The sequence below is a fragment of the Janthinobacterium sp. BJB301 genome (genome assembly GCF_002735685.1).
Classification (GTDB): domain Bacteria; phylum Pseudomonadota; class Gammaproteobacteria; order Burkholderiales; family Burkholderiaceae_D; genus Janthinobacterium; species Janthinobacterium lividum.
In genome coordinates, this window is sequence record NZ_PDZJ01000001.1 from 770,811 (window position 1) to 791,215 (window position 20,405).

Genomic DNA, 20,405 nt, shown 5'->3' on the forward strand with positions numbered 1-20,405 from the left:
ATGAACCAAGCCCTCACCCAAGTCCCTGCCATCCCCCTGCACATCGGCGGCAAGCACCATGCGTCAAGCAGCAGCGAATGGCGCGACGTCGTCAACCCGGCGACGCAGGAAATCGTCGCCAAGGTGCCGTTTTCCACGCCGGACGAAGTCAACCTGGCCGTCGCCACGGCCAAGGAAGCGTTCAAGACCTGGCGCAATACCCCGCTGGCCGCGCGCATGCGCATCATGCTCAAGTACCAGCATCTGATCCGCGAAAACATTGGTGCCCTGGCCGAACTGATCACGCGCGAACACGGCAAGACCCTGCCCGACGCGGAAGGGGAAGTCATGCGCGGCCTGGAAGTGGTGGAGCACGCGTGTTCGATCGCCACCCTGCAGCTGGGCGAGATTGCGGAAAACGCGGCCACCGGCGTCGATGTCTACAATATCTACCAGCCGCTGGGCGTGGGAGCCGGCATCACGGCGTTCAATTTTCCCGTCATGCTGCCGTGCTTCATGTTCCCGATCGCTATCGCCTGCGGCAATACTTTTGTGCTGAAACCGTCGGAACAGGATCCGTCTTCGACCATGTACCTGGTCGAACTGATGTACCAGGCGGGCTTGCCGGCCGGCGTCCTGAACGTCGTGCATGGCGGCGCTGACGTCGTCAACATGCTGTGCGACCATCCCGACATCAAGGCCGTGTCCTTCATCGGCTCCACCCACGTGGGCACGCATGTGTACCGCCGCGCCAGCGAATCGGGCAAGCGCGCGCAATCGATGATGGGCGCGAAAAACCATTGCGTGGTGCTGGCCGACGCCAACAAGGAGCAGGCGATCAATAACCTGATCGGCGCGGCCTTCGGTGCGGCCGGCCAGCGCTGCATGGCCAATTCCGTCGTGGTGCTGGTGGGCGAGGCGCGCTCCTGGCTGCCGGAAATCGTCGCCCGTTCGCAGGCGCTGAAAGTGGGGCCGGGCAGCGACCGCGATGCCGACCTGGGTCCGATGGTTTCCAAGGCGGCCATGCAGCGGGCGGAAAAGCTGATCCAGGCGGGCGTGGACGAAGGCGCGCAGCTGCTGCTCGACGGTCGCGGCCACAAGGTGGCCGGCTACGAGGGCGGCAATTTCATGGGCCCGACGATTTTCTCCAAGGTCCAGGCGTCGAACTCCGTCTACACGCAGGAAATCTTTGGCCCCGCCATGTGCGTGGTCGAGACGGACACGCTGGACCAGGCCATCGCCTTCATCAACGCCAACCCGAACGGCAACGGCACCTCGATCTTCACCTCGTCCGGCTGGGCGGGGCGCAAGTTCCAGAACGAGATCGATGTGGGGCAGGTGGGCATCAACGTGGCCATTCCCGTACCCGTCGCGTATTTCAGTTTTACGGGCTCGCGCGCGTCGAAGCTGGGAGACCTGGGCCCGAACGGCAAACAAGCCTTGTACTTCTGGACGCAGACCAAGACCGTCACGGCGCGCTGGTTCGCCCCGGACGATGGCGGCAGCGGCGTCAATACCACCATCTCGATGAAATAAGGGGAAGGCCATGGGCACCAATATCGTTTTCATCGGCCTGGGCAACATGGGCTTGCCCATGGCGCAGAACCTCGTGCGGGCCGGCCATGCGGTGACGGGCTTCGACTTGCTGCCGGCCAGCGTGCGGCAATTCGCCGACGGCGGGGGCCTGGTCTCCGATGACCAGGCGGCGGCGATCGGCCAGGCCGACATCGTCATCACCATGCTGCCGGCCAGCCGCCACGTGCTGGGCGCCTACCTTGGGGATGGGGGTATTTTGGCGCAGGCGCGGCCCGGCACCTTGCTGATCGACTGTTCGACGATTTCCACCGAGGCGGCGCGCCAGGTGGGCCGCGCGGCGCAGGAAAAAGGCATGCCCATGCTGGACGCGCCCGTGTCGGGCGGCACGGCGGGCGCTACCAACGGCACCCTGACCTTCATGGTGGGCGGCGAAGAATCCGCGCTGGCGGCGGCACGGCCCTACCTGGACGTCATGGGCAAGGCCATCTTCCACGCGGGCGGCTCCGGTTGCGGCCAGACGGTCAAGATATGCAACAACATGCTGCTGGGGATACTCATGATCGGCACCAGCGAAGCCATACGCCTGGGCGTGGCCAATGGCCTCGATCCCAAGGTGGTGTCCGACGTGATGGCGAAAAGCTCGGGCCGCAACTGGACCCTGGACGTCTACAACCCGTGTCCGGGCGTGGCCGAAAACGTGCCCGCGTCGCGCAGCTACACGGGCGGCTTTGGCGTCGACCTGATGCTGAAAGACCTGGGGCTGGCCGTGGAAAGCGCGCTGGCCAGCGGCGCTTCGGTGCCGCTGGGCGCCTTGTCGCGCAATCTATATAGTTTGCACAGCAAGGCGGGATCGGGCGCGCTGGATTTCTCCAGCATTTATCAGCTGCTGGGCGATAAAGCTTAAGGTTGTTGCGCCTGCAGGGCCGCCAACTCGGCCCTGGCTTTTTCCAGCTTGCCTTCCAGCTTGGCGATCTTCTTCGGTTCCTTGTTGGCTTCCTGGGCCAGGCGCAGCGAACGCTCCGTCTGGTTCACCTTCGCCTGCGCCTTGACGATCTTCTTGTTGTGGCGTTCGACCAGGGTACTGTCGCGGCAGTGGGCGTTGACTTCGTCGAGCGCGCGCGTGAGGCCCGCGACCTTGTCGGACAGGCCCTGCTCCTGCGCCTGGCGCAATTCGCTGCGGATGCTTTCGCGCTTGGCGGCGCAGCCGGCCAGCTGGGTATCGGCGGCGCTGGCGCCCACGGAGGCTGCGGCGAGCAGCAGGGTCAAGGCGGTTGTGGCGAGGCGGTTCATGGCATTCCTGTGTAAGTGGTGGGCTCGTGCAATGTAAGCCTGCCGGCTTGCCCTGTCAAACTTCTTGTGCAGTGCGCGCCTGTCTGGCATGGCATCGGCTACCATGCGTGTTTTCTTCTTTCCGACACCGCCGCATGCCCAAGAAATTCCTCTTGCTGATTCCTTTCCTGCTGCCGTTGCCGCTCCTGGCCCAGACCTCGCCCATCTTGCTCGACCTGCAGCTGATCGCCATCAAGGCGAGGGCTGATGCGGCTAGCCATAGCCCGGAAAGCATCGCCGAGTTTGAGCAGGCCCGGCGCGCGGCCGAAGCGGGCGACGTGGAGGCGCAGCTGGACCTGGCGCGCATGCTGCAGCTGGGCGTCGGCACGCCGCAAGATACGGCGCAGTCGATGGCCTGGATACGCAAGTCGGCCGAAGGCGGCTATGCACCGGCACAGTCGGCTTTGGGATTGGCCTATACCTTGGGCGGCAAGGTGCCCATCGACCGCGTGCAGGGCGAATACTGGCTGCGCAAGGGCGCGGCGCAGGGCAATGCAGAGGCGCAAACCATCCTGGCGCTGGAATTCATCGATGGCGACAGCAGCGCCGAGGAGCAGGCGCTGGCCATCACCTGGCTGAAGGCGGCGGCGAACGAGCAGCACTTTGTGCCCGCCTACAATGCGCTGGGCGAGCATCTGATGCGCGCAGCCGTCGATGAACAGGATCGCGCCGAGGCTTTCCACTGGTATTCCAGATCGGCGCGTGAAAAGGAGCCGGCAGGCATGCGCAACTTGGCCCGCGCGCACGAGCTGGGCCTCGGCGTGGCGCAGTCGGACAAGTGGGCCCTGGTCTGGTACGAGCGGGCGGGGTGGAGCGGCGACGTGCCCGCCATGCGGCGCATGATCGAGGTGTATGTCAAAGGCGAACTGGGACAGGCTGCAAATGCCGAAGACGCGGCCGAATGGCGCGGCAAGCTGGCCGGGAAGGAAAAGAAATGAAGACCATGCTGTTTGTATTGAGCCTCGCCCTGGTGCAGCCGGTGCTGGCGCAGCCGGCGTCCACCAAGGAACCGCACCAGCATCCGGCGCTGGCCGAATTCGATATGTCCGGCCTCGACGACATGCGCGCAAGGGTGCGGGCCGTGATCGACCGTCCCGCCGACCTGTCGCCGGACAAGGTGGCCGCCTTCGGGAAGGCGCGCCTGGCTGCGGAAGGGGGAGGTACGGCCGCCCAGCTGGAGCTGGCGCAGATGCTGCACGGCGGCGAAGGCACGCCGCGCGACTATGACGCCGGCCTGGCGTGGATGCGGAAATCGGCCGAAGGCGGCTATGGTCCGGCGCAGGCTTTCCTCGGCGTGGCCTACACGCTGGGGCAGGGCATGGCCATCGACCGCAAGCTGGGCGAATACTGGTCGCGCAAGGGCGCCGCGCAAGGCGTGGAGCTGGCCAACTTCACGCTGGCCATGCACTTTGAAAATATCCACAGCAGCCCGGCAGAACAGGCGCATGCGCTGCACTGGCTGAAGTTCTATGCCGAAAACGGCTTTATCTATGCCTACAATGAAATCGGCTACCGCCTGATGATGACGGCCAAGGACGAGGCGCAGCGCAAGGAAGCGTTCACCTGGTACATGAAGGCGGCCAAGGCGCTCGACCCGCCCGGCTTGAACAATGTCGCGTACTCGTATGAAGTGGGGCAGGGCGTGCCGCAGAGCGACGAGGCGGCCCTGGGCTGGTATGAAATGGCCGCCATCGCCAAGAGTCCGCCGGGGCAGACGGGTTTTGCGCGGCTGCTGGAACAGGGCCGTGGCGGCCCCACCCGGCAAGGGCCGGCGCCCAAGCCTTTCGCGCTGTACCTGCTGGCGGCGAAGCAGGGCGACGCGGAAGCCATCGAACGGCTGGTCAAGGTGTACGATAAGGGCGAGCTGGAACAGGCGGCCGACCCGGCGCAGGCGGCACTGTGGCGCGAAAAGCTCAGGCTGGCCAAGACTCCCTGAGCGGGCATGACGGAGTCAGGACGGCATGCTATCATCATTGTTATCGATAACAATATCATGAGAGACCCATGAATCCCGATTTCCGCTCCAAGGCCACGCTTGAAAAGCATATCCTGCACACGATGAATTTTTATCACCCGCGCGCGTTTGACCCGAGCGGCGGCTTCTATCACTTTTTCCTTGATGACGGCACGGTGTATGACGCCAGTACGCGCCACCTGGTCAGCAGCACGCGCTTCATCTTCAATTACGCCATGGCTTACCGCCACTTCGGCGGCGACGATTACCAGGCGGCCCTGCGCCACGGCGTGGCCTTTTTGCGCGACGTGCACCGCGACCCGGCCACGGGCGGCTATGCCTGGCAACTGTCGTGGAAGGATGGCGTCAAGCAGGTCGAAGATGGCGCCAACCACTGCTACGGCCTGGCCTTCGTGCTGCTGGCCTATGCCCACGCCTTGCAGGCGGGTGTGCCGGAAGCGCACGCGTATCTGGACGAAACCTTCGAATTGATGGAGCAGCGCTTCTGGCTGCCCGAACACGGCCTGTATGCGGACGTGGCCAGCGCCGACTGGTCCACCCTGGACGGCTATCGGGGCCAGAACGCCAACATGCATGCCTGCGAAGCCATGCTGGCCGCGTTCGAGGCGACGGGCGAGGCGAGATATCTGCACCGCGCCGAAACCCTGGCGCACAACATCACGGTCCGCCAGGCGGGCCTGGCGAACGGCATGATCTGGGAGCACTACACGCCCGACTGGTCGATCGACTGGGACTACAACCTGCACGACAAGAGCAATATCTTCCGTCCGTGGGGTTACCAGCCTGGCCACTTCACGGAATGGGCCAAGCTGCTGCTGATCATGGAGCGCCACAGCCGGTTCATGGCCGGTCCGTCCGACTGGCTGCTGCCGCGCGCGCGCGCGCTGTATGACATGGCCCTGGCCAAGGCCTGGGATGGCGCGCATGGCGGCATCCACTACGGTTTCGGGCCGCAGGACGAGATCTGCGATGGCGACAAATACTTCTGGGTGCAGGCGGAAAGCTTCGCCGCCGCTGCCGTGCTGGCCGCCCGCACCGGGGACGAGGCCTACTGGCAAAGTTATGACAAGATCTGGGACTACAGCTGGACGCATTTCGTCGACCATGAACACGGCGCCTGGTACCGCATTCTGACGCCGGAGAACGGCAAGATCAGCAACGAGAAAAGCCCGGCTGGCAAGACCGATTACCACACCATGGGCGCCTGCTATGAAGTGCTGAACGTGATCGGCGGTGCCGCATGAGCGCCACCGCTTTTCCCTCTTTCCCCGCTTTTGTGTCGGCCGGCGAAGCGCTGACGGACATGCTGCGCACGGGCGCGGACTCCTGGAACAGCCAGGTGGGCGGCTCGACCTGGAACGTGGCGCGCGTGATGGCGCGCCTGGGCGTGCCCAGCGCCTTTGCGGGCGGCGTCAGCCTCGACGTCTTCGGCGACGCTCTGGCGCAGGCGACCGACGTGGCGGGCCTGGACATGCGTTTTTTGCAGCGCCATGCGAAGTCGCCGCTGCTGGCCATCGTGCATGAACTGCATCCGCCTACGTATTATTTCATCGGCGACGACAGCGCCGACCTGCATTTCGACGCGTCGCTCTTGCCGGCCGGCTGGATGCAGGGGGCGCAATGGGTGCATTTCGGCGGCATCAGCCTGGCGCGCGAACCGCTGGCGGGCAAGCTGGTGGCGCTGGCGCAGGAGCTCAAGGCGGCTGGCGTGAAGATCAGCTACGACCCGAACTTCCGCATCATGATGGATGAACGCTATGACGCCACCCTGCGCCGCATGACGCAGCTGGCCGACGTGATCAAGGTGTCCGATGAAGACCTGGCGGGCCTGTTCCGCCATGACGATATCGATGGCGCGTTTGCCATGCTGCGCAGCTGGAATCCGCAAGCCACGTATTTGTATACGCGCGGCGCGCAGGGTGCGGCGCTGTACCAGGGCGAGCAGACATGGCAGGCGGCACCGCCCGTCATCGAGGTGGTCGATTCGGTGGGGGCGGGCGACGCCAGCATCGGCGGCTTGCTGTACAGCCTGATGTACCGGCCCGATGCCAACGGCGGCCAGCACTTGCGCTTTGCCGTCGCGGCGGGCGCGGGCGCCTGCCTGGCGGCCGGTGGCTCGCCGCCGTCCGTGGAACTGGTGGAATCGCTGGCGGCGCGCACGGTGCTGCGCTAGCAGTACCAGTCCGGCGGTAAATGCCGGGGTCAGACCCGGCGGGTCTGATCCCGCGTAACGGGTCCCGTCGACGCCCGCTCCATCAAGGTAAACGCCATCAAATGATGCGTGGCGGTGGCCGGTTCTCCCGCGCGGCGCTGGCGGATTTCGTCGATGACGAGATTGACGGCGGCGCGCGCCATGTCGGCGATGGGTTGGTGGATGGTGGTCAGCTCCGGCCAGACGGTGCTGGCGACAGGCGTATCGTCGAAGCCGCACACGCTCAATTCCGCTGGCACCTGCAAGCCCATGCCGTGCGCCACGGCCAGGGTGGCGGCGGCCATGTCGTCGTTGCTGGCGAAGATGGCGCTCGGGTGCGGTTTCTGCGCCAGCAGCCGGCGCGCCGCGTCGAGTCCCGAGCGATACGTGAAATAGCCTTGCGCGACCCTGTGCGGCGGCACCTGCAAGCCGGCTTCCCGCATGGCGTCCTCGAAGGCCTGGCGGCGCAGCAGGGCGGGCGTGTGCGCCGGATCGCCTTCGATGAAGCCGATGTCGCAGTGGCCCAGCGCGAGCAGGTGGCGCGTCATGGCCAGGGCGCCTTCGTAGTCGTCGATGCGCACGGCCGAGACGCCGGGCGAGGGGCGCGCCGTGGCAACGGCGATGGCCGGGATACCCATCCGGTTCAGCTGCGCCAGCACTTCCGGCGAATCGCACAGGGGCGGCGGCACGAGGATGCCGTCCACGCCGGCCGCCACCAGGCAATCGATGCCGGCGCGCTGGCTGTCCAGGTCTTCGCAGCGTTCGAGCAGCAACTGGCCGCCGCCCTGGCGGCATTGATCCATGGCGCCAACTAAAAATTCGCTGAGGAAGGCCGCGCTCGGATTGCTGTACAACAGGCCGATGCGCAGGGTGCCCGTGCGGGCCGCCCTGGCCGCCAGGTTGGGCTGATAGCGCAGGCTGGCGATCGCCGCCTCGACCTTGTCGCGCGTGGCCGCGCTGACGCTGCTGCGTCCATTGATCACGCGCGATACCGTCATGGCCGATACGCCGGCCACGCGCGCCACGTCATGCACGGTGGCGCCGCTGGCGGTATCGGGGGCGGCGTGCGCCGCCTTATTCGAGGTGGCCACCGAACTTCAGCTTGCCGCTGATGCGCATGCCGTGCAATTGGCCTTCTTCCAGTTCGGCGGCGCTGGTGCGCTGCGCCGTGTCGCGCCGCGCCAGTCCCACGGACAGGATATCGAGCATCATCAGCTGCAGCAGGCGCACGATCATGGGCACGAAATTGAGATTGCCTTCCGGGTGGTTCAAGGTCAGCAGCACGTCGGCCAGCTTGGCCAGCGGCGAACCGCTGGCCGTGATCGCCAGCACGCGCGCGCCGCAGCCCTGCGCCACCTTGACGGTGCGCAGCAGGTCGGGCAGGGCGCCCGAACGGGAAATGACCAGCGCCACGTCGCCCGGTTTCAGCATGGCGGCGCTCATTTCCTGCGCCTGCGGATCGGCAAAGAAGCTGCTGACGATGCCCAGGTTGAGCAGCTTGTGCTGCATGTCGTCGGCCACAACGCGGGCGCTGCCCACGGCCAGCAGCTCCACGCGCTGCGCGCCGCGCAGCAGTTCGATGGCAGCCGTCAGCGCCTTCACGTCGAGCATGTCGCGCAGGGCCAGCGCGGCCGAGGCGTTATTGCCCAACACCTTGCGCGCCAGTTCGGCGTCGGAGTCCGAAATCTCCACGTGGCAGTGGGCTACCGTGATGGCGCCGCCCGTCAGGCCGGACGCCAGCTTCAATTTGAAGTCGGCCAGGCCCTGCACGCCGATCGAGCGGCAAAAGCGCATCACGGTAGGCTGGCTCACGCCGACCCTCTGGGCGATTTCCGCGATCGGCAGGGTCAGCATGGCGTTCGGCTCCTTCAGCACCCAGTCGGCCACCTTGCATTCCGAGGGGCTCATGCGCCCGCGCGCCTGGCGCACGGATTCGAGCACGGGCGCGCCGGAATGGGCGCGCTTGAGCTTTTGCGCCAGGATGGCGGCGATACCGAGGAACGTCGGCAATTCGGCCGTGATCAGAAAGGTGGGGATCTGCGCCAGGTAGTCGTTCAGGCGGCCCTTTTGCTCGAAGCGGGCGCGGAACTGCGACTGCTCGAACAGGGGACCCAGGCGCGGCACGATGCCCCCGCCTATATAGATGCCGCCCAGTGCGCCCAGGGTCATGGCCACGTTGCCGGCGATGGAGCCGAGGATGGCGCAGAAACAGTCCACCGCTTCGAGGCACACTTCGCATTCATTGTTCAGGGCGCGGCTGGTGATTTCGGCTGCCAGCAGCGGCAGCGCGTCGGGCTTGCCGGCGCGTTCGGACAGGGCGCGGTAGATCAGTTCCAGGCCGCGCCCGGAGGCGAGGCGTTCGGCCGAGACGTGCGACAGTTCGCGCCAGGCGAAGGACAGCACGTCCATCTCGCGCTGGTCGCAGGGCGCGAAGCTGACGTGGCCCCCTTCGCTGCCCAGCGCGATCCAGCGGTCTTCCGCGGGGATCATGCCCGACACGCCCAGGCCCGTGCCCGAACCGAGCAGGCCGATGACGCTGTCGGCGCGCGCCATGCCGCCGCCGATCTGCAGGCGCTGGTCGGGCCGCAGATAGGGCAGGGCCATGGCCAGGGCCGTGAAGTCATTCACCACCAGCAGGGTGTCGAGGCCCAGCGTGGCGCGCATGGCCTCGATCGAGAAGAACCAGTGATGGTTCATCATGCGGATAGTGTCGTCGTCGATGGGATTGGCGATGGCGATGGCCGCATGGCGCACGCGGGCCGAACCGGCGGCGCGCGCCTCGCTGCTATCCATATACGCGGTGATGGCGTCGAGCAGCGAAGCGTAGTCGTCGCAGGGCAGCACGGCGACCGCTTCCAGGTGGCCCTGGCGCGTCTCGAGCACGAAGCGGGCATTGGTGCCGCCGATGTCGGCCAGCAGGCGCGGCCCTTCACTGAATCGCTCCGCCGGATCGCTGCCTGCTACTTCCATTTTTTCATCAATTTTCATGGCGGTGCCTAGTCTCGTTTGCGTGCGCTGTCATGGCGGCGCACTGTCGTTATGGCAAAAACCAAGGATTTTAATTCGTATACGTGCCGCGTGCCGAAAAATGCGGGGCACCCGCGCAAATGCTTGCACGCAGCGCCGGAAACGGGCGGCGCCAGCTGAAAAATCAGGGCGGTCAACCGGCAAATCCCTGCGCAAATAAAGTGTCGCAGAGTAGTCGTAGGATTACAACATAATATGTTGATATTTGTTCGTAGTATAGTTACTATGTCCCTGCTGGAAAGAATTCTGGCCAGTACATTCGGCCACGAATGACTAGATAAAAAATAAATTACTGAGGAGACTTACCATGCTGCATCGCACCATGTTGAAGGCCGTGTTGAAGACACTGCCAGCTGCCATCGTCTTGGCCATCGCCAGCGGTTCCGCTGCCGCCGACCCTATGTACCCATCCGACTCCGAAGGCTTCCACGGCTACCTGCGCGCTGGCGCCGGCAGCAATACGTCGGGCGACGGCGGTTCGCAAGGCTGCTTCGGCCTGGGTGGCAATACCATGAAATATCGTCTGGGCAATGAGTGCGACGCCTACACGGAATTCGGCTACACCAAGTCTGTTGCCAAGTCCGGCGGCGTGAACTACCTGGCCACCATCTGGGTCAACGCCTATGCGCCAAACTCGGATTTCGGCGACAACAAACTGGGCATCGTCAAGGCCTATGTCGAAGCGCAGGGACTCGATTTCCTGAACGGCGGCACGGCCTGGGTCGGCAAGCGTTTCTACTACCGTCCTGACATCCACATGCTGGATCTGCAATACATCAACATGAACGGCACGGGCGCCGGCCTGGACCGCATTCCTGTTGGCCCGGGTAAATTCTCGTATGCCTTCTTCAAGGACAACGACATCAATGCCCGCGACAAGAACACTGGCGCCATTACCGGCACCCGTTCCGCCGTGCGCCAGAACTTCATCTACGGCGAAATTCCCGTCAATGAAAATGGCACCCTGGACCTGGCCGCGACCATCATCACGGCCGAAGGCAAGGACAACGACATCTACGGCCCGAAACATAACGGCTGGCAACTGTCGGCATTCCACCGTCAAGGCAAAGTCTTCGGCGGCGGCAATACCTTCGGCGTGCAGTACGGCGTCGGCCCTGGTGTTGGCGGTGACGGCAACGGACAGTTCGGCGCCTCGGGCAGCACTTCCTACGGTTCTGACCGCAAGCGCACGCGCGTCTTCAATGACATGGCGATCCAGCCGATGGAAAACTTCGGCATGGAATTCGTCGCCCTGTGGCAAAAAGACGAATCGACCGCCGCCGGTTCCTCGACCTGGACCTCGGTCGGCGTGCGTCCTGTGTACGCATTCACCAACAACTTCAAGCTGGTGGGCGAACTGGGCACGGACCGCGTGACGCAATCGGGCGGCCAGCCAGCCAAGCGCCTGACCAAGCTGACCATCGCACCGACGATCTCGGCCGGTCCTGGCCTGTGGTCGCGTCCTGAACTGCGCGCTTTCGTGACGTACGGCAAATGGAACGATGCGGCCACCGCCTCGGTCAACGCGTCGAACAACGGCGGCCCGATCTATAACAACAATACCAGCGGCACGTCCTATGGTTTCCAGGTAGAAACCTGGTTCTAAGTTAGCAGGCGTCGTAAGTCTAAATCAACCTGGCGCATCCTTCGCGGATGCGTTTTTGGCGCCGTCCCGTGATATAAATGCAATGTAGTCGTTTCATGGATCACGGCGCCGTCTTTACACCAAGATGATGCCCGTTTGCAAGCGGGTCTGAGTACAAGAGCGCCGGTACAGGCGCAGATTTCACCTTTTTCGGCCCCCGTATGCCGAAGCCCCCTAAAAGCTTGATCAAAAAAGGAATGTGGAGATGAAACTGAAATTCAAGATTACCCAACTGGCCGCATTGACCACCCTGGCATTCGCTGGCAGCGCCTTTGCGACCGACGTGGAAGTGTTGCACTACTGGACCTCCGGCGGCGAAGCGAAGTCCGTGGGCCAGTTGCAGCAAATCGTGAAAGAAAGCGGCTTTGGCTGGAAAGACTTCGCCGTGGCCGGTGGCGCTGGCGAAAACGCCGCGACCGCGCTGAAAACCCGCGTCATTTCCGGCAACCCGCCAACGGCCGCCCAGCTCAAGGGCCCATCGATCCAGGAATGGGGCGCGGAAGGCGTGCTGGCGAATATCGATGATGCCGCCATTCCAGGCAAATGGGATGCCGTGCTGCCGAAAGTCGTCGCCGACATCATGAAATACAAGGGCCACTACGTCGCCGCTCCCGTCAACGTCCACCGCGTCAACTGGATGTGGGTCAATCCGGAAGTGCTGAAAAAAGCCGGCGTGGCCACCACCCCGACCACCTGGGATGCGTTCTTCGACGCGGCCGAGAAAATCAAGAAATCGGGCGGCATCGCGATCGCCCACGGCGGCCAGCCTTGGCAGGACGCCACCGTGTTTGAATCCGTCGCGCTGGGCGTGGGCGGCACGGAGTTCTACAAAAAGGCCATCCTCAAGCTGGACCAGAAGGAATTGACCGGCCCGACCATGCTCAAGGTGTTCGACACCCTGGGCAAGGTGAAAACCTACATCGACAAGGATGCGGCAGGCCGCGACTGGAACCTGGCCACCGCCATGGTCATCAACAACAAGGCCGGCTTCCAGTTCATGGGCGACTGGGCCAAGGGCGAGTTCACGGCCGCAGGCAAGGTGCCGGGCAAGGATTACCTGTGCGTGGCAGCTCCTGGCACGGACAAGGCCTACACCTTCAATATCGATTCGTTTGCCATGTTCACGCAAAAGGATGCGAATGCGAAGAAGGGGCAGATCGCCCTGGCCAACGCCATCATGAATCCGAAGTTCCAGTCGATCTTCAACCTGAACAAGGGTTCCATCCCTGTGCGTTCCGGCGTTTCCAAGGACAAGTTTGACGCTTGCGCCCTGAAATCGATGGAAGACATGGACGCCACCAACAAGACCGGCGGCCTGGTGCCATCGTTCGCCCACGGCATGGCGCTGCCATCGGCCACGCAAGGCGCCGTGACCGACGTCATCGCCAAGTTCATGAACACCAACATGAGCTCGAAAGACGCGGTTGCAGCATTGGCCAAAGCGGCAAAAGTGAAGTAATCACGACGGCGCCGGCACTCCCGCCGGCGCCCGCTGCATCGCATGCATCGCAGGCGTCCGCCCTGGCGCTCGACCAGGCCGGCGCCACACGCAGTTCTACTTCTACGGCTGTCCTATGTCCATACGCAAGCAATTCGACCGATGGATACCGCAGATGGTGTTGGGCCCCACGCTCATCGCCAGCTTGGTATTCGTCTATGGTTTTATCTTTTTGACCGGTTGGCTGTCGCTGACCGAATCGCGGCTGATGCCGAACTACGAGTTCGCCGGCCTGGTGCAATACTACGAGCTGTTCGATAATGAGCGCTGGTGGACCTCGCTCAAGAACCTCGGCATCTTTGGTGTCCTGTTCATCGGTTGCAGCATCGCCATCGGCCTGTTCCTGGCCATCCTGCTGGACCAGAAAATCCGCGCCGAAGGCGCGCTGCGCGCCATCTACCTGTATCCGATGGCGCTGTCCTTCATCGTCACCGGCACGGCCTGGAAATGGATGCTCAATCCTAGCCTGGGCCTGGAAAAGGTCATGCACGACTGGGGCTGGACCTCGTTTACCTTCGACTGGCTGGTGAACTCCGACATGGCCATCTACACGGTGGTGATCGCCGGCGTGTGGCAGTCGTCGGGCTTCGTCATGGCCCTGTTCCTGGCCGGCCTGCGCGGCATCGATGATGAAATCATCAAGGCGGCGCAAGTCGATGGCGCGTCCCTGCCGACGATCTACTGGCGCATCGTGATTCCCGCCATGCGTCCCGTGTTCTTCAGCGTGCTGCTGATCCTCGCGCATATCGCGATCAAGAGCTTCGACCTGGTCATCGCATTGACGGCTGGCGGACCTGGCAATTCGTCGTCCGTGCCGGCCATCTTCATGTACCAGTTTTCCTTCACCCGCGGCCAGCTGGGCCTGGGCTCGGCATCGGCAATGATGATGCTGGCCACCATCGTGGCCGTGCTCGTGCCGCTGATGTACCTGGAAACGCGCAGCGCAAAGGCGATGAGATGACACCTACCCGCAATAATCGCCTCACCCTCGGACGGGTGGTGGTATACCTGCTGCTGATTCTGTTTGCGGTGTACTACATCGTGCCCCTGTACGTGACCCTGTCGACGTCGTTCAAGTCGCTCGACGAGATCCGCAGCGGCAACCTGCTGGCCTTGCCGCACGTGTGGCAGTTCGATTCCTGGTCCAAGGCCTGGTCCTCGGCCTGCACGGGCGTCACCTGTGACGGCATGCAGCCGTTCTTCTGGAACTCGATCAAGATGGTGATTCCCGCCGTGCTGATCTCGACCTTCCTGGGCGCCTTCAACGGCTATGTGTTCGCACACTGGCGCTTCCGCGGTTCGGAAATCCTGTTTGCCGCCTTGCTGGTGGGCTGCTTCATTCCGTTCCAGGTGGTGATCCTGCCGATGGCGCGCCTGCTGGGCGAATTCGGCCTGGCCAATACCACCACGGGCCTGGTCTTCGTCCACGTGGTGTATGGCACGGCGTTCACGACCCTGTTCTTCCGTAACTACTATATCGGCGTGCCGGAAGAATTGATCAAGGCGGCGCGCATCGACGGCGCCGGCTTCTTCCTGATCTTCCGCAAGATCGTGCTGCCGATTTCGGGTCCGATTTTCGTCGTCTGCATCATCTGGCAATTCACGCAGATCTGGAACGACTTCCTGTTCGGCATCGTCTTCGCCAGCGGCGATTCGCAGCCGATCACGGTGGGCTTGAACAACCTGGTCAACACGTCCACGGGCGTGAAGGAATACAACGTCAACATGGCGGCCGCGGTGATTGCCGCGCTGCCGACCCTGCTGGTCTATCTGGTCGCAGGCCGTTATTTTGTGCGCGGTCTGACCGCAGGCGCAGTCAAAGGTTAAGGAAAGAATATGTCCAGTTTATCGATACGCAGCATCCGCAAGGTGTACACGAATGGCGTCGAAGTCCTCAAGGGCATCGACATCGAAATCAAGGATGGCCAGTTCCTGATCCTCGTCGGCGGCTCCGGCTCCGGCAAGTCGACCCTGCTCAACATGGTGGCCGGCCTGGAAAGCGTCACGTCGGGCGAAATCCTCATCGACGGCAAGGTCGTCAACGACCTGCCGCCGAAGGACCGCGACATCGCCATGGTGTTCCAGTCCTACGCGCTGTACCCGTCGATGACGGTGCGCGAAAACATCGCGTTTGGCTTGAACGTGAAAAAAGTGCCGAAGGCGGAGCAGGAAGAAATCGTCGCCCGCGTCGCCGAAACCCTGCAGATCACGCATTTGCTCGACCGTCGTCCGGCGCAGCTGTCGGGCGGCCAGCGCCAGAGGGTTGCCATGGGCCGCGCCATTTCGCGCAAGCCGTCGCTGTTCCTGTTCGACGAACCACTGTCGAACCTGGACGCCAAGCTGCGCGTGGAAATGCGCGCCGAGATCAAGCTGCTGCACCAGCGCCTGAAGGCCACCATCGTCTACGTCACGCATGACCAGATCGAGGCGATGACCATGGGCGACCTGATCGCCGTCATGAAGGATGGGGTGGTGCAGCAACTGGGCACGCCGCAGGAAATCTACGACAACCCGGCCAACCTGTTCGTGGCCGGCTTCATCGGTTCGCCATCGATGAACTTCATCACCGTCAAGCCTGTCATCGAAGGCAACGAGGTGTTTGTCGCCATCGAGAACGCGGGCAAGAGCATGCGCCTGGCCTTGCCGTTCGCGGCCGACAAGCTGCGCAGCTATGCGGGCCGCGACGTGATCCTGGGCGTGCGCCCGGAGCAGATCACGGACATGAGCAGCGCGCACGGCGACGTGGGCCAGGAACTCGGTTGTCTGATCGACCTGGTCGAGCCGACCGGCCCGGATACCTTGCTGACGACGCGCCTGAACGGCGCTGCCGTGACTTGCCGCACGCACCCGCGCGAAGCCGTGCTGCCTGGGCAGACCATGCAGCTGTCGTTCAACCTGTCGAAAGCGGCCCTGTTCGATCCGGCCAACGGCGAGCGCATCGCCTAAGCGTCGTTACCCATGAAAACGGCCCGCCTGTCAGCTGACAGGCGGGCCGTTGTTGTTTACGCCGGTGCGCTTACTTTGCCAGCGATTTTTTGTAGGCGATGGAGTAGGTCAATTTGCCCGTTGGCGTGACCAGGTCGTCCAGCGCCGCCTGGCTGAAGACGCCCGTCCAGCCCAGGGTTTGCGCCGTCACGCCGCGGCTGACGATATCGTTCGCCTTCAGGCCGGCCATCGCCGTCGATGCGCTCTTGATGGTGGCCATGTAGCTGGCGGCGTCGCGCGTATCCGTCTTGGCCAGGTCGATGCCGGCCTGTGTGCGCAGCCAGTCGGCCCAGTAGAATTCGAGAAATTCCGTGGCTGTCGACGGCACCACGTAGCCGGCGTCGCGCGTGAAATAGACGAGCGAGCGGTACGGGTCGTTGCCCAGCGACTTCAAGCCGATGGACGCGGGCAGCTGGCTGGTGGCGATCGCCTTGTTGCCGCCGTCCTTCAGCCAGACCTTGTTGACCTTTTTCATCTGCGCCCAGAAATCGTATTCATTGAGCTTGCTGAAATTGTCCGTCACCTTGACCCACACTTTCAGCTGCAGGTTCTGGCCATTGTCGGCGTCGCGGAAGGCGGAAAACGTATGGTGGCCGTCCGTCAGGTACAGGGTGCCGTTCGGGCCGATGACGACGGTCTTCATATCGCCCGGCTTGGTGCCCACGGCAGCCTTGCACTGGAACGTCGCCGGTGGATTGGTCAGGGTGGCGCCGGCCACGTTGGCCGTCTTGCTCACCACGTCGTCCTGGCCGTTGGCTTCGCACAGTTCGGCGAATTTCTTCGGCTTGTTGGTCTTGGCCATGACCAGGTCTTCCGCGCCATAGCGGCCCAGCTTGTAGTACACCTGGTCGTAGCCGATGGCCGGTTGCGTGGGGTGCAGTTCGTCGAGCGACACCTGCAGGAAGACGGGCGCCGCATCGGTGCCGGCAGCCGTGGCTGCCAGGACTTGCTGGCGCGCGCTGAGCACGGGCGGCGTTTCCAGCACGCTCTTGCCGGTGGCGAGCGGCGCGCCGCCGTCGATGATCTGCGCGACGATGCTGCCACTGGCATTGACGATATCGATATCCGTGCCGTTCTGTTTTACCTGCAGGTTGTCGAGCAGGACGTCGGCAGGGTCCTTGCTGTTCGGCGTCAGGGGGCCATTGACGAAATCATAGCTGGCCGCCATGCCCAGGGTTTGCAGGGGCGCCGCCAGGGCCGTGCCCAGCTGCGTCTGCGCCGTTTGCAGGCGTGCCGCATCGATGGCGGCCAGGCTGGCGGGGGATGCGCTCGACGGGATGCTGCCCAGCAGCTGCATGGCGATGACGGAGGTGAGCGGCGTCAGGTTGACGGCGCTTTCTTTCAGCGACAGCGCGTACAGGGTGGTGCCGCCTGCCGGCGTGACGGAGACGAGGAAGGGCGCCTTCGCCGTGGCGGCCAGGGTGATGACCGCTTTGCCGTTCGCGTCCGTGGTGCCGCTGCCGACGGCATTCTTGCCGGCGTCTAGCACGGTGAGGGAGGCATTCGCCACGGCCTTGCCGGTGGCCGCTACCACGTTCAGGATGCGTGCGGGGGCGACGGGCTCGACCGGGGCGACGGGCGCCGTGCTGGTGTCGCGGTAGTCGTTGCCGCCACAGGCGGCCAGGCTGGCGCCCAGCGCGAAGGCGATGGCAATGGATAAAGTGCTGCGGGTGCTGCGACGGATATTGTGCTTGTACATGGTGTCCCGTGATGTCGGCCTGAAAAGTGCCGACATGCTAGCGGGCGCAGATGTCAGGATGATGACACGCCGGGAGGTTACTGGCGCGGCAGCGACTTGCGGTAGCCGATGGCGTAGCCCAGCTTGCTCTTGTCTTCGGTCAGTTCGTCGAATGCTGCGTGGTCGATTTCGCGCAGCGCGCCAAGGTCCGCCGCGCGCTTGCCGCCGCTGACGATCTCCGCCGGTTGCAGCGCCACCATCGCCTGCGCGGCCAGCAGGATGGCGCTGGCATACGCGGCGGGATCAAGCAGATCGGCACGTTCCAGCTTGAGCGCCGGTTTGCGGCGCAGCCAGTCGGCCCAGTAGAATTCGAGGAATTCCGTGGCCTTGTCGGGCGGCTCGTAGCCGATCCCGCGCGTAAAGTAGACGAGCGAGCGGTACGGATCGTCGCCCAGGGCCTTCAGGCCGATGGCGGACGGCAACTGTTGCGGCGTGATGGCCTGGTTGCGGCCGTTTTTCAGCCACACCTTGTTCTCTTCGCGCATGCGCGTCCAGAAGGCCGCTTCGCCCAGCGCGCTGAAATTGTCGCTGACCTTGACCCAGACCTTCAATCGATGATTGCGCCCGCCATCGGCATCCAGGAAAGTGGAAAACGTGTGGTGGCCATCGGTCAGGTACACGGTGCCGCGCGGGCCGATGACGACAGTCTTCATGTCGTCGGGACGGCTGCCCACGGCCGCCTTGCAGCGGTAGCCGGCCGGTGGCGCGGCCAGGGTGGCGCCTGCCACATTGGCCGTGCCGGGCAAGACGTCGCCCTGGCCATTGGCCTCGCACAGGTCGGCGAATTTCTTTGGCTTGGCGATGTCGGCGATGTGTTTTTCCTCGGCCGCATAGCGTCCCAGCTTGTAGTACACCTGGTCGTAGCCGATGGCCGGCTGGGTCGGATGCAGTTCATCGAGGCTTACCTGCAGGATGCGCGGCTGGGCGGCGCTGCCCACGACGGTGGCCATCAGCGCCTGCTGGCGCGCGCTCAGGACGGGTGCCGGCGCGACGGCGGCATCGCGGGCCCAGGCCATGCTGGCGAAAGACAGGGCCAGCGCGGCGGCGACCCGGGGAAATGCGGTGTGCATGCGACCTCCGAAGTGAGCGGTATGGCGTGCAGCATAGCGCGGCACGCGATTTCGCGCAGTCCGACAGGCGCATGCACTGCGCCATATCAAGAGGGCTAATTAAAACCAGCGCTTAGAACCACGTCTCCACCTGCAGGCCGAACGAGGTGCCGCTGGTGGCGTTGCCGTACACGGGGCCCGATTCATTGGCCTTGTTGACGGCGGCCGTGGCGGCGTCGTTCCATTTGCCGTAGGTGACAAAGGTGCGCAGCTCGGGCCGCGACCAGTAACCTTTGCCCGCTGTCAGGGTGGGTGCAAAGGTCAGCTTGGTCAGGCGCTGCGCGGCGCCGCCCGTGGGCGAGGTCACGCGGTCCGTGCCCAGCTCGAATTGCAGCTTGAAGTTGTCGTTGACGGCATACACGGGGCGCACGCCCAGGGTGGTCCAGGTCGAACTGCCGCCCGTGGCGTCGGACTTGTCGCGCTGCACGATGGCGATCATTTCCGCGCTCCATTCCGGCGTCGGCTGTATCCACAGTGAATTGAAGATGCGCAGGCGCGTGACGTCGCTGCCGTTGCGGATCGAACCCGTCGTGCCCATGCGGTCGCAGCACTGGCCGCCGGCGCCCGTGCCCGGCCCCACGCCGTACTGGATGCCGAAGGTGTTGGCGCCGCCCCACACTTTATCCTGCTTGTGCAGCACGGTGGCCTGCCAGCCGCTGTGCGAGGTGCTGTCCTTCTTGTCGGGCGTGATGAGGGTGGTCAGCACTTCCAGCGTGCCATCCTGGTTGATGGGGATGCCCTGGTAGACGAGATTTTGCCGGATGGCGGAGTTGCCGGGCTTGTCGTTATCCTTGAAGAAGCCATAGCTGATGCGGCCCGGTCCCAGCTTGTACTGGTCGATGCCGCCGCCCGTGCCGTTCATATTGATGTATTGCAAGTCCAGCATGTGGATGTCGGGACGCATGTAGTAGCGCTTGCCGATCCAGGCCGTGCCGCCGTTGAGCATGGCGATGTTTTTCGCTTCCACGTACATCTTCGACATGCTCAGTTCCGAATCGCTGACGGCGGAGCTGGGCGTGTAGGCGGCCACCATGATATGGCCGACGAAGCTGACGCCATTGGGCGACTTGGCCATTTCCTTCTGGTATTCGAACTCGCCATAGGTGTCGCATTCGTTGCCGAGCCGGTAGCGCATGGTGTTGCCGCCCAGGCCGTAGCAGCTTTGCGGGCCGCGGCTGTCCGAGCTCGAGCCGAGGCCGGCGCGGAAGTAGCCGTGGTATTCGCCTTCGGCATCGCTGGCGTGGGCGGCGCCGCAGGCCAGCAGCATAGTGCAGGCCAGGGCCAGCGAGGTCTTGATCGGGTGTTGCATGGAATCTCCTTGTCGTTATCAAAATGCGTGCTTGGGCACGTCGTACCGGATCGCTGCCGATCCAATCGGGGGACTGCCTGGGCG

At 64.0% G+C, this 20,405-nt stretch carries 17 protein-coding genes; 11 read left to right on the forward strand and 6 right to left on the reverse strand.

All coding sequences use genetic code 11. The annotated features are described in order from the left end of the window. Positions 1–1,515 (forward strand): CoA-acylating methylmalonate-semialdehyde dehydrogenase, encoded by a 1,515-nt coding sequence (locus CSQ91_RS03495; protein ID WP_034788904.1) that lies wholly within the window; start codon positions 1–3, stop codon positions 1,513–1,515. A 10-nt stretch (positions 1,516–1,525) separates the two neighbouring features. Next, entirely contained in the window at positions 1,526–2,419 is an 894-nt protein-coding gene (gene mmsB, locus CSQ91_RS03500; RefSeq protein ID WP_099387393.1) for a 3-hydroxyisobutyrate dehydrogenase, read from the forward strand. Here the strand turns inward: mmsB and CSQ91_RS03505 are convergent. Beyond that, positions 2,416–2,805, reverse strand: coding sequence for a DUF1090 family protein (locus CSQ91_RS03505; RefSeq protein ID WP_180278332.1), 390 nt, complete (start codon positions 2,803–2,805; stop codon positions 2,416–2,418). The genes mmsB and CSQ91_RS03505 overlap by 4 nt on opposite strands. Before the next feature lie 134 nt (positions 2,806–2,939). On the opposite strand from CSQ91_RS03505, the gene CSQ91_RS03510 reads away from it, so the two are divergent. From CSQ91_RS03510 to CSQ91_RS03525, 4 genes are all read left to right on the forward strand, one after another. Then, positions 2,940–3,782, forward strand: coding sequence for a tetratricopeptide repeat protein (locus CSQ91_RS03510; protein ID WP_099387395.1), 843 nt, complete (start codon positions 2,940–2,942; stop codon positions 3,780–3,782). Then, positions 3,779–4,780, forward strand: a complete 1,002-nt coding sequence (locus CSQ91_RS03515) for a tetratricopeptide repeat protein (RefSeq protein ID WP_180278333.1) — start codon at positions 3,779–3,781, stop codon at positions 4,778–4,780. Before CSQ91_RS03510 ends, CSQ91_RS03515 begins: the two co-directional genes overlap by 4 nt. A 68-nt stretch (positions 4,781–4,848) precedes the next feature. After that, on the forward strand, positions 4,849–6,063 hold the full coding sequence (locus CSQ91_RS03520; protein WP_099387397.1) for an AGE family epimerase/isomerase: 1,215 nt from the start codon (positions 4,849–4,851) through the stop codon (positions 6,061–6,063). Next, positions 6,060–6,992 (forward strand): carbohydrate kinase family protein, encoded by a 933-nt coding sequence (locus CSQ91_RS03525; protein WP_070253666.1) that lies wholly within the window; start codon positions 6,060–6,062, stop codon positions 6,990–6,992. Before CSQ91_RS03520 ends, CSQ91_RS03525 begins: the two co-directional genes overlap by 4 nt. A 29-nt stretch (positions 6,993–7,021) precedes the next feature. Here CSQ91_RS03525 and CSQ91_RS03530 read toward each other — a convergent pair whose 3' ends face one another. Both CSQ91_RS03530 and CSQ91_RS03535 read right to left on the reverse strand, forming a co-directional pair. Continuing rightward, positions 7,022–8,101, reverse strand: a complete 1,080-nt coding sequence (locus tag CSQ91_RS03530) for a LacI family DNA-binding transcriptional regulator (protein ID WP_099387398.1) — start codon at positions 8,099–8,101, stop codon at positions 7,022–7,024. Next, positions 8,085–9,998, reverse strand: coding sequence for a glucokinase (locus CSQ91_RS03535; protein ID WP_080753773.1), 1,914 nt, complete (start codon positions 9,996–9,998; stop codon positions 8,085–8,087). The genes CSQ91_RS03530 and CSQ91_RS03535 overlap by 17 nt, the downstream gene beginning before the upstream one ends. A gap of 346 nt (positions 9,999–10,344) precedes the next feature. Between CSQ91_RS03535 and CSQ91_RS03540 the strand changes: the two genes are divergently transcribed. The 5 genes from CSQ91_RS03540 (at position 10,345) to CSQ91_RS03560 (ending at position 16,126) form a co-directional block, all read left to right on the forward strand. After that, entirely contained in the window at positions 10,345–11,643 is a 1,299-nt protein-coding gene (locus CSQ91_RS03540; protein ID WP_052140684.1) for a maltoporin, read from the forward strand. A 244-nt stretch (positions 11,644–11,887) separates the two neighbouring features. Beyond that, positions 11,888–13,141 (forward strand): ABC transporter substrate-binding protein, encoded by a 1,254-nt coding sequence (locus CSQ91_RS03545; RefSeq protein ID WP_034777937.1) that lies wholly within the window; start codon positions 11,888–11,890, stop codon positions 13,139–13,141. Positions 13,142–13,256: 115 nt separating this feature from the next. Beyond that, positions 13,257–14,141 (forward strand): carbohydrate ABC transporter permease, encoded by an 885-nt coding sequence (locus CSQ91_RS03550; protein ID WP_034777935.1) that lies wholly within the window; start codon positions 13,257–13,259, stop codon positions 14,139–14,141. Continuing rightward, complete coding sequence (locus tag CSQ91_RS03555; RefSeq protein ID WP_034777933.1) at positions 14,138–15,007, forward strand: carbohydrate ABC transporter permease; 870 nt, start codon at positions 14,138–14,140, stop codon at positions 15,005–15,007. Before CSQ91_RS03550 ends, CSQ91_RS03555 begins: the two co-directional genes overlap by 4 nt. Before the next feature lie 9 nt (positions 15,008–15,016). After that, the gene (locus CSQ91_RS03560; protein ID WP_070253664.1) at positions 15,017–16,126 is read left to right on the forward strand and encodes an ABC transporter ATP-binding protein; all 1,110 of its coding nucleotides are present in this window, start codon (positions 15,017–15,019) and stop codon (positions 16,124–16,126) included. A 70-nt stretch (positions 16,127–16,196) separates the two neighbouring features. Here the strand turns inward: CSQ91_RS03560 and CSQ91_RS03565 are convergent, their stop codons facing one another. From CSQ91_RS03565 to CSQ91_RS03575, 3 genes are all read right to left on the reverse strand, one after another. Beyond that, a complete protein-coding gene (locus CSQ91_RS03565) occupies positions 16,197–17,864 on the reverse strand; it encodes a ParB-like protein (protein WP_180278334.1) in 1,668 nt (555 codons plus the stop codon). A gap of 77 nt (positions 17,865–17,941) precedes the next feature. Beyond that, complete coding sequence (locus CSQ91_RS03570; protein ID WP_218963712.1) at positions 17,942–18,973, reverse strand: ParB/Srx family N-terminal domain-containing protein; 1,032 nt, start codon at positions 18,971–18,973, stop codon at positions 17,942–17,944. 112 nt (positions 18,974–19,085) lie between these two features. Beyond that, positions 19,086–20,321, reverse strand: a complete 1,236-nt coding sequence (locus CSQ91_RS03575; protein ID WP_099387400.1) for a maltoporin — start codon at positions 20,319–20,321, stop codon at positions 19,086–19,088. Positions 20,322–20,405: the final 84 nt, after the last annotated feature.